General features: G+C 71.8%; 10 protein-coding genes. All 10 read left to right on the top strand.

Going from position 1 to position 17,332, the window contains the following annotated elements:
* On the top strand, nt 1-4,848 hold a 4,848-nt coding region (locus ON30_RS10515; RefSeq protein WP_040706164.1), incomplete at its 5' end, for an SDR family NAD(P)-dependent oxidoreductase.
* Nucleotides 4,849-4,852: 4 nt separating this feature from the next.
* Nucleotides 4,853-8,782: a type I polyketide synthase gene (locus ON30_RS10520; protein ID WP_051029163.1), complete on the top strand. Its 3,930-nt coding sequence runs from the start codon at nt 4,853-4,855 to the stop codon at nt 8,780-8,782.
* Nucleotides 8,779-10,203: a coproporphyrinogen-III oxidase family protein gene (locus tag ON30_RS10525; protein WP_040706166.1), complete on the top strand. Its 1,425-nt coding sequence runs from the start codon at nt 8,779-8,781 to the stop codon at nt 10,201-10,203. The genes ON30_RS10520 and ON30_RS10525 overlap by 4 nt, the downstream gene beginning before the upstream one ends.
* Nucleotides 10,200-11,111, top strand: a complete 912-nt coding sequence (locus tag ON30_RS36035) for an alpha/beta fold hydrolase (protein ID WP_051029164.1) — start codon at nt 10,200-10,202, stop codon at nt 11,109-11,111. The genes ON30_RS10525 and ON30_RS36035 overlap by 4 nt, the downstream gene beginning before the upstream one ends.
* A 14-nt stretch (nt 11,112-11,125) precedes the next feature.
* On the top strand, nt 11,126-11,959 hold the full coding sequence (locus ON30_RS10535) for a leucine-rich repeat domain-containing protein (RefSeq protein ID WP_040706168.1): 834 nt from the start codon (nt 11,126-11,128) through the stop codon (nt 11,957-11,959).
* Between the two features lie 29 nt (nt 11,960-11,988).
* Entirely contained in the window at nt 11,989-13,470 is a 1,482-nt protein-coding gene (locus ON30_RS10540; RefSeq protein ID WP_040706170.1) for a class I adenylate-forming enzyme family protein, read from the top strand.
* An 80-nt stretch (nt 13,471-13,550) separates the two neighbouring features.
* Nucleotides 13,551-14,609 (top strand): N-acetyl-gamma-glutamyl-phosphate reductase, encoded by a 1,059-nt coding sequence (argC, locus tag ON30_RS10545; RefSeq protein WP_040706172.1) that lies wholly within the window; start codon nt 13,551-13,553, stop codon nt 14,607-14,609.
* Nucleotides 14,606-15,823, top strand: a complete 1,218-nt coding sequence (argJ, locus tag ON30_RS10550) for a bifunctional glutamate N-acetyltransferase/amino-acid acetyltransferase ArgJ (protein WP_040706174.1) — start codon at nt 14,606-14,608, stop codon at nt 15,821-15,823. Before argC ends, argJ begins: the two co-directional genes overlap by 4 nt.
* Nucleotides 15,820-16,743: an acetylglutamate kinase gene (argB, locus tag ON30_RS10555; protein WP_040706176.1), complete on the top strand. Its 924-nt coding sequence runs from the start codon at nt 15,820-15,822 to the stop codon at nt 16,741-16,743. Before argJ ends, argB begins: the two co-directional genes overlap by 4 nt.
* A partial coding sequence (locus ON30_RS10560; RefSeq protein WP_040706178.1) for an aminotransferase class III-fold pyridoxal phosphate-dependent enzyme occupies nt 16,740-17,332 on the top strand: 593 nt, incomplete at its 3' end. The genes argB and ON30_RS10560, both read left to right, overlap by 4 nt.

Below are 17,332 nucleotides of genomic sequence, written 5' to 3' on the forward strand. Positions count from 1 at the left end.
ATGGGCAAACACCTCTACGACACCGAACCGGTCTTCCGCGAGGCGCTGGACACCTGCGACCGCATGCTGCGCGGCGGACTCGACCGCGGTCTGCTCGAGGTCATGTTCGACGGCGGTGAGGACATCCACGCCACCCGCTACGCCCAGCCGTGCCTGTTCGCCTTCGAGTACGCGATGACCACCCTGCTCGCCTCCTGGGGGATCGTGCCCGACGCGGTCGTCGGGCACAGCGTGGGCGAGTACGCGGCGGCCTGCGCGGCCGGGGTGCTCTCGCTCCCGGACGCGCTGTGGCTGATCAACGAACGCAGCAAGCACATGTCCCAGGCGCCGAGCACCGGCGCGATGGCCTCCTTCGCGGCCTCGGTGGACGATCTGACCGAGATGCTCGCCGTGCACAGCGACACGGTCGCGGTGGCGGCCGTCAACGGACGGCGCAGCACCGTATTGTCCGGTGACGCCGCCGATCTGGCCGAGATCGTCGCCGCGGCCGCCGAGCGCGGTTTCCGCGCGACGCCGTTGAAGGTGTCGCACGCTTTCCACTCCCCGCTCATGGACGGCATCCTCGACGCGTTCGAGCACAAGGCCAGACGCGTCGGCTACTCCCCGCCGTCGATCCCACTGGTGAGCAACCTCACCGGAACCTTCGCGGGCGAGACGACCGTCAGCGGCCGCTATTTCCGCGACCACATCCGCGAACCCGTGCTGTTCGCTCCCGGCATCGAGAAGCTCGCCGCCGCGGGCTACGACCTGTTCGTCGAGATCGGCCCGCACCCGGTACTCGGACAGGTGGCGGCCCAGTCCGCGCCCGAAGCGCGCTTCGTCACGCTCCAGCAGCGCGAGGTCGATCCCGGCGCGATGCTGCTCGCCGGAACGGGCGAACTGTTCGCCGCGGGCGTCACGCCGGACTGGGCGGGTTTCCACGCCGGTCGCGAGCGGCGCTGCGTGGAACTGCCCACGATGCCGTTCGAGCACAAGCGGTTCTGGGTCACCGACACCGGTCCGCTGTGGCGCGAGGACCGCGACACCGAGGCGCTGCGCCCGCTGGCGCGCGTCCGCTCGGTCGCCGCGCCCGACCCCGACCAGTTCGCCACCGAGGTGAGTTTCGAGGAGCACCCCTACCTCACCGACCACCGGGTCGCCGGGATGGCGATCTTCCCGGGCGCGGGCTATATCGAGATGATCGTGGAGGCGCTGGCCTGTGAATACCCGGACGAGCGTTTCGAGGTGCGCGGGCTGACCTTCGAGCGGGCCGCGGTGCTGCCCGAGGACGGTCGCCGCCACTTCTCGATCCGCCTCGACGCCGAGGCCGACGGCGGCCACCGCGTCGAGATCTACGGCCGCGAGGACGGCGCGCGCGAGGAGTGGGTGCGCCACGCCTCGGCCGTGGCGGTCCCCGCGACCGCGACGCCGCGCGTGGACGCCGACGGGTGGGCGGGTCGGTTCACCGTCGCGGTGCCGGTCGCCGAGCACTACGCGGCGTTGGCCGAGGACGGCCTGCACTACGGTCCGCTGTTCCGCGGCGTGCACAAGCTGTGGCAGTCGACCGAAGCGCCCGACGAGGCGCTGGCCGAGGTGCGACTGCCCGGGGGCAACGACGCCGCCGACTACGCCGTGCATCCGGCGTTGCTGGACGCGTGTTTCCACGCCATCGGCGTCGCCCAGCGCGGCGCGGGGGCGCCCGGGGGCACCTTCCTGCCCGCCGGGGTGGATCGCCTGACCCTGGGCATCGATCCGCGCGGCGCGGCGCGGGCGGCGGGACAGACCCCGGTGACGCAGGTGCGCTGCCGGGTCCGGGTGGCCCGCACGCACAGCCCGGACGTGCTGATGACCGAGGTCGAGATCGTCGCCGCGAGCGGTGTCGTGCTGGTCCTGGAAGGGCTGCGCCTGCAACGCACCGAGGGGGCGGCGCTGCGCAGACTGGTCGACAACGACATCGCCGAGGCATTCGTGGTGCCCGGTTGGGAGCACGCGGGCGCGGTCGCCGAACTCGGTGACGCGGTGCGCGGGCAGCACTGGTTGGTGCTCGGCGGCGACGACGCGCTGACCGACGCGGCGACGGCGGCCCTCGCGGCGGCGGGCGCCACGGCCTCGGTCCTGACCTCGGGCCCGACCGATCGGCCGGGGGCCGAGGCGGTGTCGGTCAGCTCGGTCGACTCCCTCGCCGACGGGATGCGCGCCGCCGCCGGACGCGGCGGCCATCTCGACGGGGTGCTGTGCCTGTGGCCGGTCGGCCCCTGGGCAGGCGAGGACCCGCAGGACGCCGAATCCACCTTGCGCGCGGTCGAATTCGCCTGCGGCGGCGCGATGCGCACCGTGCAGGCGCTGGCGGATTGCGCCTGGAGTCCCGCGCCGCGCCTGGTGCTGGCCACCCGGGGCGCGCACCGGGTGCTCGACGCCGATTTCGGTTCGCCCGCCCGCGCCGCTGTCTGGGGCCTGGGTCGGGTCGCGGCCGTGGAACATCCCGAATTCGCCTGCGCCCTGGTCGATCTGGACCCGCTGGTGGGCGACCCCGAGCGGGCGGCGACCGACCTGGTCCGCCACCTCGGCGCGTCCGGTGACGGCTCGGAATGGCAGATCGCGCTGCGCGACGGCGACCACTACGTGTTCCGCCTCGACGCCTTCGCCGCGCCCGCGGACCTGCTCGCCGCGCCCGCGAGCGAATCCTTCGCCCTGGTCACCCATCAGCCCGGTCTGCTGGACGAACTGGCCTTGGACCCGGTCGCGCGGCGCGTGCCGGGCGAGGGCGAGATCGAGGTGGCCGTCGAGGTCGCCTCGATCAATTTCCGCGACGTCATGAACGCGATGGGCGTGTACCCGGGCGGCCCCGAACCGCTCGGCCACGAATGCGCGGGCCGGGTCAGCGCAGTCGGTCCGGGGGTGCGCGACCTCGCGGTCGGCGACCAGGTGGTGGCAAGTCTGACCGGCGCGTTCGGCGCCTACGCGATCGGCGACGCGGCCGCCGCGGTGCGCAGGCCCGCCGGGCTCGCACCCGCCCAGGCCGCGACCGTCCCGGTGGCCTTCCTCACCGTCGAGTACGCCTTCGCGCACCTGGCGGCGCTGCGACCGGGCGAACGGGTGCTGATCCACGCCGCCGCGGGCGGTGTCGGCCTGGCCGCGGTGCAGTACGCGCGGTTCGTCGGCGCGGAGGTGTTCGCGACCGCGGGCAGCCCGCGCAAACGGGAACTGCTGCGCGGGTTGGGCGTTCGGCACGTCTTCGATTCGCGCTCGCTGGATTTCGAGCACGAGGTGCTGGCGGCGACCGACGGCGCGGGCGTCGACGTGGTGCTCAACTCGCTGGCCGAGGAGTTCGTCACCGCGACGCTGCGCACCGTGCGTCCGGGTGGCCGGTTCGTCGAGATCGGCAAGGTCACCGTCCTGGAACCCGACCAGGTGCCCGAGGGCATCCGGTACTTCCACTTCGACCTGAAGCAGGTGCCGGGGGAACTGTGGCGGGAGATGCTGGGCGCCGTGCTCGGCCGCCTCGCCGACGGCGCCTTCCACTCGCTGCCGGTCCAGGTGTTCGACGCCCGCCAGTCCGTGCGGGCCTTCCGGCACATGGCCTCCGGACGCCACATCGGCAAACTGGCCCTGCGCTTCGGCGCGCGGTCCGCCGACCGCCTCGCGCTCACCGAGCCGGGAACCTACCTGGTGACCGGCGGCCTCGGCGGTCTGGGTCTGCGCATGGCCGAGACACTGCTGGCGGCGGGCGCGTCGACGGTCGTGCTGACCGGCCGCCGCGAGCCCACCCCGGAGATCGCCGACCGTCTGCGCGCCCTCGACCCCGACGGCACGCGGGTGGTGCTCGTGCGCGGCGACATCGCCCGCGACGCGGACGCCGAGGCGCTGTTCGCCCGTCTCCGTACCGAATTCGCCCCGCTGCGCGGCATCCTGCACCTGGCAGGCGTCATCGAGGACGCGATCCTGACCCGGCAGACCGACGAGTCGCTGCGGCGCGTGCTGGAACCCAAGGTGCGCGGCGCGCTGCATCTGCACCGCCTGTCGGCGGGGCTGCCGCTGGAGTTCTTCGTGCTGTTCTCCTCGATGACCTCGGTGCTGGGCACCGCGGGCCAAGCCAACTACGCGGCGGGCAACGCCTACCTGGACGCGCTGGCCAACTACCGCCAGAGCATCGGACTGCCGGGCCTGAGCATCAACTGGGGCGCGTTCAGCGAGGTCGGCATGGCGGCCCGGGAGGCCGACAAACTGATCGCGCCGATGCGGGCGCGCGGCATGGACGCGATCACCCCGGAGGAAGGCGAGCAGGCGCTGATCGCCCTGCTGGACTCGCACGCCGCGCAGGTCGCGGTCACCCCGGCGAGCTGGCCGAAATACGTCCGCACCGCCCCTCCCGCCCTGCGACGCACGCTGAGCCGACTCGACCGGTCCGGCGGGGCCGTCGAGGCCGAGGCCGCCGCACGGGCGGGCGCGGACCTGTCCAGCGCCGAGGCGGTCCACGACCTGGTCGCGGGCGAGATCCGCGGTCTGCTCTACCTGGACGCGGACTATCCGATCGAGGACGACGAGGCACTCGAGGAACTGGGTCTGGATTCGTTGCGCGCGGTCGAACTGCGCAATTCGCTGGGCCGCAAACTCGGGTCGGTCCTGTCGGCGACGTTGCTGTTCGACTACCCCACGCTGGGAGCGTTGACCGCACACCTCGCCCACGACCTGCTCGGCCTCGGCGTCGACTCCGACGAACCGGCCGCGCCGCAGGCTCCGGCGGCGGCTCCCGAGGACCCGGTCGCCGCCCTCGACATCGACGACGTGATCTCGAACATCCTGCGCCAGATCGAGTCTCTGCCCGAGACCGCACAGGGCGCGCTCATCGGACGGCTGCTGGAGGACTAGGACGATGACCGCACGGGTACCGAACACCGCCGAGAGCGGTTCCGGCAGAAGATCGTTGGCGCAGATCGCGCGGGATGTGCTCGAGCGCAAACAGGAGCGCGTCGCCGTCGTCGGCATGGCCTGCCGGTTCCCCGGCGCCGATTCGGTCGCCGCCTTCCGCGATCTGCTGCGGCACGGCGTCGACGCCGTCGCTCCGGTGCCGCCGTCGCGCTGGGACGCCGAGGCGTACTACGCCGAGACGCCGGGCGTTCGCGGTCGCACCCACGTGCGGACCGGTGGATTCTGCGACGGTTTCGAGAATTTCGACCACGAACTGTTCCACATTTCCCCGCGCGAGGCCGAGGCGATGGACCCCCAGCACCGGGTGCTGCTCGAAGTCGCCTGGGAGACCTTCCGGTCGGCGGGCCTGCGCAAGGAGACCCTCGCCGGGTCGGGCACGGGGGTCTTCGTCGGCATCTCCACCTTCGACTACTACGAGCGCTTCGGCCACGACCAGCGCGACGCGTTCATGAGCACCGGCCTCGCGCACAGCGCGGCGGCGGGCCGCATCGCCTATCACTTCGGACTCGAGGGCGCGGTGGAGAGCGTGGACACGGCGTGCTCGAGCGCGCTGGTCGCCGTGCACCGGGCCTGTCGCGCGCTGCGCAACCGGGAGGTGGACGCGGCGCTCGCGGGCGGCGTCAACGCGATGTTCTCCCCGAGCGCGCACATCAGTTTCTCGCAGGCGGGGATGCTCGCGCCGGACGGTCGGTGCAAGAGCTTCGACGAGGCCGCCGACGGGTACGGCCGCGGCGAGGGCTGCGGGCTGGTCCTGTTGAAACGGCTCGCCGACGCCGAACGCGACGGTGACGAGATCCTCGCGGTCATCGCGGGGTCGGCGGTCAACCACAACGGGCGCAGCCAAGGCATGACCGCGCCCAACGGACCGGCCCAGCAGGCGGTCATCCGCGGCGCGCTCGCCGACGCGGGCCGCGGCCCCGAGGATCTCGGCTACGTCGAGGCGCACGGCACCGGCACCGCGCTGGGCGACCCGATCGAACTGCGCGCCCTGTCCCAGGTGGTCGGGGCGCGCGAGCCGGGGCGACGGCTGCCCGTCGGGTCGGTCAAGACCAACATCGGTCACCTGGAGGCGGGCGCGGGCATCGCGGGCCTGGTCAAGTCGGTGCTCGTCGCCCGGGAGCGCGAGGTGTTCCCGCTGCTGCATCTGCGCTCGGCCAATCCGTATCTGGCGCTGGGGGATACGCCGCTGCATCTGCCCGAGACGCGGCGTCCGCTCTCGCGGCGGCATCCCGTGCTGGCGGTGAGCTCGTTCGGATTCAGCGGCACCAACGCCCACGTCGTCCTCGAACAGGCGCCGGACAAGCCCGTCGTCGCCGCCGAGGACACCGGACCGCACCTGCTGTGCCTGTCGGCGACCTCGGAGACCGCGCTGCGCGAGGTGGCGCTGCGGTTGGCCCGCGCGCTCGCCGAGACGCCGTCCACCCCGCTCACCGACATCGCCGCCGCCCTCGGGACCGGGCGCGAGAAGTACCGCTTCGCCTGCGCGGCGAGCGACCGCGAAGAGGCCGTGCGGATGCTGCGCGCCTACGGCGCGGACGGGCGTCTGCTGCCGGGAGCCCACGCGCACACCGCTTCGCGGGCTCCGCGCCTGGGTTTCCTGTTCACCGGGCAGGGCGCGCAGTACCGGGGCATGGCCCGCGCCCTCTACGCCGCCGACCCGGTCTTCGCCGCCGCGCTGGACGAGGTGGCCGAGGCGATGGCGGGCGAACTCGACATCGCGCTGACCCATCTGCTCTTCGAGGTCGAGGACGAGCGGGAACCGCTGTGGGACACCTGCTATCAGCAGCCCGCGCTGTTCGCGGTGGAGTACGCGCTCGCGGTCCGACTGCGGCACGCGGGCGCGCGGCCCGCGGCGGTGCTCGGCCACAGCGTCGGGGAGATCGTCGCGGCGGCGGTCGCGGAAGTGCTCACCCTCGAACAGGCCGCGGCGCTGGTCTGTCGTCGCGGCGCGCTCATGCACCACACCGACCCCGAGACCGCCATGTTGGCCGTGTCGGCGGCCTACGAGGACCTGGCGGCGCTGTTGGGCGCGGAATTCGACGCCGGAACTGCCCTGGCCGCCGTGAACGGACCCGCCGACATCGTCTTCTCCGGCCCGCGCCCGCCGATCGAGGCCCTGCGCGCCCGCCTCGACGAGGCGGGGGTCCGCTGCAAGCCGTTGTCGGTCGCGCGCGCCTTCCACTCCGCCGCGATGGACCCGATCCTGCCCGAATTGCGTTCCTACGCGGCCGGATTGGATTTCCGGCCGGCGCGCGTGCCGCTCATCGCCAATCTGACCGGCGAGCCGCTGGCGGCCATGGACGCGGACTACCTGGCCGACCAGGTCCGCAACACGGTGCGGTTCCAAGGCGGCCTGGAAGCGTTGCGCGACAGCGGGATCGACGCCGTCGTGGAATTGGGGCCGTCCCCGCACCTGTCGGCCTTGGCGAAGGCGACCCTGGGCGACGACCTGCCCGTGGTCACGACGCTCACCCCGAAACTGGACGACCGCCTGGCGCTGACCCGCACCCTGGCCGCCCTCTACACCCTGGGCGTCCCGCTCGCCGGTCCACACCCCCGGCCCGCGTCCGCGGTCTTCGCGATCCCGCTGACAGGGTTCTCGCGCACGGCCTTCCTCGCCGAACCCGCCGCACCGAGCCGCCCGGAACCCGTCGCGGCCACGCACCCGTGGCTCGCCGCGCCCGCCGACCCGGGCCTGCCGGTCCGGCAGTCGCCGTGCCTGCTCGACGTCGACCACTCGCCGATGCTGCGCGACCACCGCATCTACGGCCTGCAACTGTTCCCGGCCGCCGGCTTCCTGGAACTGGCCGCGGCCGCCTACCGCGAGCACACCGGCCTCGACGAGTGCACGCTGACCGATGTGCGCCTGGAACGGGCGCTGGTCCTGCCCGCCGAGCCGTCGCGGCTCGCGGTGCTGCTGGTGATGCGGCCCGCGCGCGGCACGGAGGGCCGTTTCGCCTGGGAGGTGCTGAGCAGGAGCGCCGACACCGACGAACCGTGGATCGTCCACGCGCACGGGGAGATCGGCGCGCTCGCCGAACCGGTCGAGCGATGGGCCGTCGCGGACCCGAGCGAGGTCGCCGCGGCCGATCCGGTCGACGCCGAGGGCCTCTACACGATGTTGCGGAGCCGCGGCATGGCCTACGCGGGGTCGTTCCGACTGCTCGACCAGGTGCGCCGCGGTACGGCGGGCTCGGGTCGCGGCTTCGGGACCGTGCGCGCGGCGGACCCCGACCCCTCGGGCCGCTCGTTCTTCGTCCACCCCGGGCAGCTCGACAGTTGCCTGCAACTGGTCGGCGTCGCGATGACCACCACCGCCGCGATGGAGAACGCCGTCCAACTGGCGTTCCTGCCCGTAGGCATCGACGCGGTGCACATCGCGGGGCCGCTCGGCGGCACGCTGACCTGCGCTGCGCAGGTCCGCCTGGACGATCAGGGCATGGTCGAGCACGCCGACCTCGTGCTCGGCGGGGCCGACGGGCCGCTGCTGCGCGTCGACCGGATGCGACTGCGGCCCTCCACCCGCCAGCAGTTGGCCGACGGTCTCGGCGCGGTCGAGGTGGTCGGCGACCTGAAAGCCGAACTGCGCGACCTCGACGCCGCCGACCGGCGCGCGCGGGTCCACGACTTCCTCACCGACCAGGTCGCGCAGGTGCTGGAACTCGATCCGGCCGAGATCGACCCGGACGTCCTGTATTTCGAGCTCGGCATGACCTCGCTGGCGAGTATGGAATTGCAGTACCGCATTCGCGGCCGCGTCGGCGCGCTGCTGCCCCGCACACTCGTTCTCGACTACGAGAGCACGGACACACTGACCGAGCAACTGCTCGGACTGATGGAATCGGCGATTCGGTCGGAGGCAACCGCACCATGACAACGCTCGAACAGGACATCGCGTCGGCCCACAAATTCATCGAACGCAATCTCTCGGTGCGCCAGGTGAACAAGATCCTGCACACCTTCCCGTCACCGCGGCAGTGGACCGAACGTCGACTGCCGGTCCGCGACCTGCTGCGCGCCCGCGCCGACCTCGGCGAAACGCGTGAGCTCGCCCTGTATTCCAGCGTGCCGTTCTGCCTGAAGACCAACCCGGACCGCTGCGGCTACTGTCTGTTCCCGGTCGAGGTCTTCCGCGGCAACAAGGACCTGGTGCACTACTTCGAGTACTACAAGCGCGAAGCCGAATTCTACGAAGGCGTCTTCGACAACGACACCGTGTCGAGTATCTACTTCGGCGGCGGCACCTCGAACCTGTACCACCCGGAGATGTACGGGCCGCTGATGGAGGTGGTGCGCGGCAAGTTCCGCGTCGCCGAGGACGCCATCATCACCCTCGAGGGCATCCCGCAGTTGTTCAGCCGGGAGAAGATCCAGGCTATCCGCGAAGCGGGCATGAACCGCATCAGCATCGGCGTGCAGCAGATGGACGACGAACTCAACGCGCTCAGCGGCCGCAAGCAGCGACTCGCGCACACCTTCGACACGATCGCCTGGTGCGCGGAATTCGGGCTGCCCTGCAACGCCGACCTGATCTTCGGCTGGCCGCGCCAGACCGTCGAATCCATGATCGACGGACTGCAACGGTTGGTGGAGACCGGTATCCAGCACATCACCCACTACGAGTTGAACATCGGCGGCGGTACCGATTTCGCGATGAATCGGCAACACGAACTGCCCTCGGTGCGCGAGAACCTGGAGATGTACCACGCGAGCGCGGAATTCCTGCGCGGCAAGGGCTATCGCCAGTTGACCGCCTACGACTGGGAACGCGTCGAGGACGTCGACGACGCGCTCTACGAGGAATGCGTGCGCGATTTCGGCCGCCACGAGATGTTCGGCATGGGCTACGCCGCGGTCTCGCACATGGAGACCGGCGGCGAGCACCGCGCGGTGAGCTACCGCAATTCGGTCACCTTGGCGGAGTACCTGCGCGGCATCGACGAGGGGCGGGTGCCCGCCGACGACGCCTACTACTACAACGACCTCGACTACCGGATGTCGCTGCTGTTCCGCAATCTCCAGAGTCTGGCGCTGGACCTGGGCAGCTACCGCGAGCGTTTCGGCGTCGACCTGCTCGACGAGCACGCCGCCGCGTTCACCGCGCTCATCGATCGCGCGTTCGTCACAGTGGACGAGGAGGTGTTGCGCATCGTGGGTGACGGGGTCTTCTACATCCCGATGATCCAGACCCTGCTGTCCAAGGCCCGGCTCGCCGAGATCACCCGGGCCGGGCTGGGCGCGCGCGAGCGGGTCGCGTTGCCGTTGTTCACCGACGGGGCCGGTTCCCGGCCATGACGGTGCGGTCGGGCGTCGTCGGGGCGACGCGCTACCTGCACTGGGAGTCGCCGGGGACGGCGGCTCCCGTGGTGCTGATGCACGGCATGGGGGCCGTCGCGCGCTCGTGGCAACCGGTCGCCGAACGCCTGGCGTCCCGGCGTCCGGTCTACGCGCTGGATCGGCGCGGGCACGGCGGTTCGGCCGATACCCCTCCGCTGAGCTTCGCGCGCTTCCGCGACGACCTGTTGACGTTCCTGGCCGACACCGGGCTGCGCGGGGTCGTCGGGGTCGGGCACAGCGCGGGCGGCACCGATCTGCTGTTGGCGGCCGCCGAGAGCGAGGTGTTCGAGCACCTGATCGTGGTCGAGCCGACACTGCTGGACGCGGCGGCGCGGTCGGGCGAGCCCGAGCTCAGCCCGCTCTCGGAGACCATGGTCGCGCGAATGGCCAAGCGGCCCGACGTCTTCCGCTCGGCCGCACTGGCCGAGAAGTTCCTGCTCGCGCAGTCGGCGCTGGAGTTGTCGAGCTGGCATCCCGAGGCGCTGGCGGGCTATCTGGCCGACGGGGTGCGCGCACGCGCGGACGGCGCGGCGGCCATCGTCTGCGCCGCCGCGAGCGAGGCCGCGATGCTGCGCGATATCCTGCTGGTGATGGAAGGTCGTTATGCCGGAAGCGAATTCGACCGCCTGGACGCGGTCGGCTGTCCGGTGGACCTGGTGCGCTGCGGCCGCAGTCGCGACACCTTCCAGATGATGGGCGCGCTCGGCGCGCGCCTGCTGCCCCGCTGCACCGTGCGGCGCGAGCCCGACGCCTCGCATTTCCTCGTCCAGACCGATCCGGCCCGGTTCGCCGCGCTGGTCGAGACCCTGATCGCCGAACGCACCCGGAACTCCGCCGGGGATGTTCTCGATCGCGCCGTCCGCTGACACCTGGAGGAACCATGGCACTGACCACCACTTTCGCGCTGCGGGTCTACCGGCACGACTTCTGGGGGATCGACAAACTGCTCGGCGACACGCTCGGCGAGGACGGCGGGGCGGACCTGCTCGCCGCCTGCGCCGCCGGTCCGGGCGGCTATGTGCGGCACCCGGATTTCCGGATCGACGATCGATTCCTGGAATCGCTGGTGGCGGAACTGGATCGGCTGGGGCTGCGGGCGCTGTCGTTGGCGGGGTGCCGTCGGGTGACGGGCGGTGGTCTGGCCGCGGTCGGCAGGCTGCCGGGTCTGCGTTTCCTGGACCTGTTCAACACCGAGTTCACCGACGCCGATCTGGCCTTCCTGACCGAGTGCCGCGACCTCGAGGTGCTCAACCTCGCGGGGACGGCGATCGACGGTTCGGTGCTGGCCGCGCTGGCCGAGCTGCCCGAATTGCACACGCTGCACCTGGGTTTCACCGAACTCGGCCCGGGAGCGTTGGCTGCGCTGGCCCGCAGTCCGAAACTGCGCAGGCTCGACCTGGTCGCCGCACCGGCGACCGACGAGGACGTGGCCGCGCTGGCGCACTGCGGCACGCTGGTCGAACTCGGGCTGGCCGAGACCCAGATCACCAACGCGGCCGTCGCGGCGCTGAAACCGTTGGCGGCCCAGCTGTCCCGGCTCGACCTGGGCTACAACCACCTCACCGACGACTGCGTGGCCGACCTGTGCGCCTTCGGCGCGCTGCGCCACCTCCAGTTGCGCGCCACCCACGTCGACCGCGCGCACGGTGACCGGTTGCGCACCGCTCTGGCCGCGCCCGGTCCGGACGGCGTCGCCTCCGCGTTGGTCTGGTAGCGCACGCGTTCCGAGTGGCAGGAGTATCCATGACATCGACACCGGGCAGCCCGGGAACCGACCTGCTGGGCGCGGCGGACACCGGCCCGGCACCGCTGCTGGCAGCCTTCGACCGGTATCGGGGAGCCTGGACGGACCTGACCGCGGGCCGCCGGTTCGAGGCGGACGAACTGCGCGAGGGGGCGCGGGCCGCCGCGCGGACCCTGCGCGAGAAGGGCGTGCGGGCCGGGGACCGCGCGGTGCTGTCGGTCGCGAATTCGCCGATGCTGCCCGCGCTGATGGTCGCGCTGCTGGAACTGGGCGCGTCCCCGGTCTTCGTGCACGCCGAGACCCCGCCCGAGGAATGCGGGCGCATCGCGGCGCGCGCGGGCGCGGGTTTCGTGCTCAGCCAGAAACTCGATCCCGCCCGCCTGGCGGCGGTGTGCGGCCCGGCCGAACGTGTCGAGGTCCTGCCGTGGCTCGGTTTCGCGCTGGCCCGCCCGACGGTGTCCGAGCGCCCCGCCGACGGGCCACACGGCGTGCTGCTGCACCCGACCTCGGGGACCACGGGCGTGCCGAAGTTGGCGGTGCGCACCGCCGCCGCCGCCGTCGCGGACGGGCACGCCTACCTGGCGACGCTGCCGTTCGGCGCGTCCGACGTATTCATGGCGACCTCGCCGATGACCCACGTCTACGCGCACGGCATGGCCTTGGTCGTCCCGCTGCTCACCGACGCGGACGTGGTGGTCGCCGAGAAGTTCCACCCGAGGGTCGCCGGTCAGGCGATCACCGATCTCGGCGTGACGGTGCTGCCCGCCGTCCCGGCCATGCTGGAGGCCCTGCTCGCCGCGCATCCGGACCCGCGCCGGCTGCCCGAACTGGTCTTCACCGCGGGCGCGCCCTTGGTGTACCGACTGGCCCGGCAGTACCGCGAGGCCACCGGACACTGGCCGCGCCCGCTGTACGGGACGACCGAGACGGGGCTGATCTCGGTGGCGCGCTCGGCCGAGGAGGCCGCCGAACCCGACACCGTCGGCAGTCCGGCGGCGAGCGTCGACCTGCGCCTGGCACCGTCGCGGCGCAGCCCCGACCTGGACACCTTCCTGGTCCGTTCGCCCGCGCTGCTGAGCGGCTACCTGGCCGCCGACGGCACGGTCACCGATGTTCTGGAGGACGGTTGGTACCGCACCGGCGACCTGGGGCGCGCGGAGGCCGGGGGTACCTTCCGCCTGCGCGGCCGGGAGAGCGAGATCATCAACGTCGGCGGACTGAAGGTGGTGCCGATCGAGGTGGAGGAGGTGATCGACCGGCTGCCCGAGGTCGCGGCGGTCAAGGTGTACGGGCGGGTCGCGGCGGACAAGAACGAGAAGGTCAGCGTCGCGGTCGTGGCGAAGGGAACGTTGACGCCGGGCCGGATCGCCGCACACTGTAAGGAGCACCTGGTGTACTACAAACGGCCCACCGCCATCCATATCCTGGACGCGTTGCCGCGTACCGCCTCGGGCAAGGTTCTCGTCGCGGAGCTGCCGTAACGGCCGGGAGCGGGGGAGACGACCGCGCGGCTCCTCGCCCCCTGCATGAATGAGCTTGCACAATCGTGCATAATCATTTCATGGTTGATTCGTCGGACGAGCCCGCCTTGCGGGTCGCTGTTGCCGGAGCGAGCGGTTACGCGGGCGGTGAAGTGCTGCGCCTGCTGCTCGCCCATCCCCGATACCGCGACCGACGACTCGAGATCGGCGCGCTGACCGCGGGCGGCAACGCGGGCAGCGCCCTGGGCGCGCACCAGCCCCACCTGCTCCCGCTGGCCGACCGCATCCTCGCGCCCACCTCCGTCGAGGAACTGGCGGGCCACGACGTGGTGTTCCTCGGCCTGCCGCACGGCCAGTCGGCCGCCATCGCCGCGGCCCTGCCCGACTCCACCGTCGTCATCGACTGCGGAGCGGACTTCCGGCTGCGCGACGCCGCCGCCTGGACCAAGTACTACGGCGGCGAGCACGCGGGCAGCTGGCCCTACGGGCTGCCCGAACTGCCCGGCGGCCGCGACGCTCTGCGCGGCGCGCGGCGCATCGCCGTCCCCGGCTGCTATCCCACCGTCGCCGGCCTCGCGCTCGCCCCGGCCCTGGCCGCGGGCATCGTGGAACCGGACGTGCACGTGGTCGCGGTCAGCGGCACCTCGGGCGCGGGCCGCAAACTCGACGTCGGCCTGCTCGGCTCGGAGGTGATGGGCTCCGCGCGCGCCTACGGCATCGCGGGCGCGCACCGGCACACCCCGGAGATCGCCCAGAACCTCGGCGCGGCGGGCGACACCGCGGTGCGCGTCTCGTTCACCCCGGTGCTGGCTCCCATGCCGCGCGGCATCCTGGCCACCTGCACCGCCCCGGTGAAGGTGAACGCCGACCAGGCCCGCGCCGTCTACGAGAAAGCCTACGCCGAGGAACCTTTCGTGCACCTGCTGCCCGAAGGCGTCCTCCCGCAGACGGGTTCGGTGCTCGGCTCCAACGCCGTCACCCTCCAGGTCGCCGTGGACGCCGAGGCCGGCCTGCTGGTGGTGATCGGCGCGATCGACAACCTGACCAAGGGCACCGCGGGCGCCGCGGTGCAATCCATGAACCTCGCCCTCGGTTTCGACGAGACCGACGGGCTGACCACCGTAGGAGTGGCACCGTGACCACAGTCGAGAACGCGAGCGGGAAACTGGTGCGCACCCAAGGCGTCACCGCCCCGCTCGGATTCCGCGCCGCGGGCATCGCCGCCGGGATCAAGGCCAGCGGCAAACCGGATCTGGCCCTGGTCTTCAACGAGGGGCCGGAGTACGCGGCGGCGGGCGTGTTCACCCGCAACCAGGTCAAGGCCGCGCCCGTGCTGTGGTCCCAGCAGGTGCTCACCTCCGGGCGGTTGCGCGCGGTGCTGCTCAACTCCGGCGGCGCGAACGCCTGCACCGGCCCGCTCGGGTTCCAGGACACCCACCGCACCGCCGAGGAACTGGCGACCGCGCTGAGCAACTGGGGCACCGAGACCGGCGCGGGCGAGATCGCGATCTGCTCGACCGGACTCATCGGCGACCGGTTGCCGATGGACAGACTGCTGCCCGGCGTCACCGAGATCGTGCACGAGATGGGCGGCGGCCTGTCCGGCGGCCTGGACGCCGCGCACGCCATCATGACCACCGACACCGTGCCCAAGGAAGCCGCCTTCCACCACCGCGACAAGTGGAACGTCGGCGGCATGGCCAAGGGCGCGGGCATGCTCGCGCCCTCGCTGGCCACCATGCTCGTCGTGCTCACCACCGACGCCAACGTGACCGCCGCGCAACTGGACAGCGCGCTGCGCGCGGCCACCCGGCTCACCTTCGACCGACTCGACGTCGACGGTTCCTGCTCCACCAACGACACCGTGCTGCTGCTGGCCAACGGCGCCAGCGGCGTCACCCCGTCGCAGGAGGATCTCGACGCCGCCGTGCTCGCGGTCTGCGACGACCTCGCCGAACAGTTGATGGCCGACGCCGAGGGCGTCACCAAACGGGTGCACATCACCGTCGACGGCGCGGTGGACGAGGAACAGGCGCTGGTCGCCGCCCGCGCTGTCGCCCGCGACTCGCTGGTCAAGACGGCGCTGTTCGGGTCGGACCCGAACTGGGGCCGGGTGCTGGCCGCGGTCGGCATCGCGCCGATCACCCTGGACCCGAACAAGATCTCGGTGTCGTTCAACGGCGCGCCCGTATGCGTCGACGGCGTCGGCGCGCCGGGCGCGCGCGAGGTCGACCTGTCCGGCGGCGACATCGACGTGCGGATCGAGCTGGGCGTGGGGGCGGGCGCGGCGACGGTGCGCACCACCGACCTCTCGCACGGCTACGTCGAAGAGAACTCGGCCTACAGCTCATGAGCGGCGAACTGCTGACCGCGGACCTGCCCGCGCTGGACAAGGCGCACGTCCTGGCGGGCGCGCTGCCCTGGTTGCAGAAGTTCCGCGACAAGATCGTGGTCGTGAAGTACGGCGGCAACGCCATGATCGACGACGTCCTCAAACGCGATTTCGCCGCCGACATGGCCTTCCTGCGCACCGTCGGCGTGCACCCGGTGGTGGTGCACGGCGGCGGACCGCAGATCAGCGCCATGCTGAAGAAACTCGGATTGCAGGGGGAGTTCCGCGGCGGCTTCCGGGTCACCACCCCCGAGGTGATGGACGTCGTGCGGATGGTGCTGTTCGGGCAGGTCGGCCGGGAACTGGTCGGCCTGATCAACGCGCACGGCCCCTACGCGGTCGGCATCTCGGGTGAGGACGCGCGCCTGTTCACCGCCACCCGCCGCACGGTCGAGGTGGACGGCGAACCGACCGACATCGGACTGGTCGGCGACGTCACCGCGGTCGACCCGGCCGCGGTCCTCGACCTGGTCGCGGCCGGACGCATCCCGGTGGTGTCCACCATCGCCCCCGACGCCGACGGCGTGGTGCACAACATCAACGCCGACACCGCCGCGGCCGCCCTCGCCGAAGGCATCGGCGCCGAGAAACTGGTGATCCTCACCGACGTCGAAGGGCTCTACACGGCCTGGCCCGACCGCTCCTCGCTGACCAGCAGCATCGACAGCGCCGAACTGGAACTGCTGCTGCCGAGCCTGGACGCGGGCATGGTGCCGAAGATGGAGGCGTGCCTGCGCGCCGTGCAGGGGGGCGTGCCCAGCGCGCACGTCATCGACGGGCGCGTCCCGCATTCGGTACTGCTGGAACTGTTCACCGGGGAAGGCATCGGCACGATGGTGACCAAGGTCGCCGGACCCGAAGGAATCGGAGGCAACCAATGAGCACGGCCGAACTCCAGCAGCGGTGGGAAACGGCGCTGATGAAGAACTACGGCACCCCGAAGATCGCGCTGGTGCGCGGTGCGGGGGCGGTGGTCTACGACGCCGACGGCAAGCGCTACCTCGACTTCCTCGGCGGTATCGCGGTCAACAGCCTCGGGCACGGCCATCCCGCGATCCTCGAGGCCGTGACCAACCAACTCGGCACCCTGGGCCACACCTCGAACCTCTACGTCAACGAACCGGTGCTCGAACTCGCCGAACGACTGCTCGCGCATTTCGGCGACGGCGAACTGGGCGACGGTCACGGCCGGGCGTTCTTCTGCAACTCCGGCACCGAGGCCAACGAGGCCGCGTTCAAGATCGCGCGGCTGACCGGCCGGTCCAAGATCGTGGCCTGCGAGGAGGCGTTCCACGGGCGCACCATGGGCGCGCTCGCGCTGACGGGTCAGCCGTCCAAGCGCACGCCGTTCGAGCCGATGCCCGCGGGCGTCACGCACGTCCCCTACGGCGACGCGGCGGCACTGGAAGCCGTCGTGGACTCCGACACCGCCGCGGTGTTCCTGGAACCGATCATGGGGGAGAGCGGGGT

It is taken from the genome of Nocardia takedensis NBRC 100417, from assembly GCF_000308695.1.
GTDB lineage: Bacteria > Actinomycetota > Actinomycetes > Mycobacteriales > Mycobacteriaceae > Nocardia > Nocardia takedensis.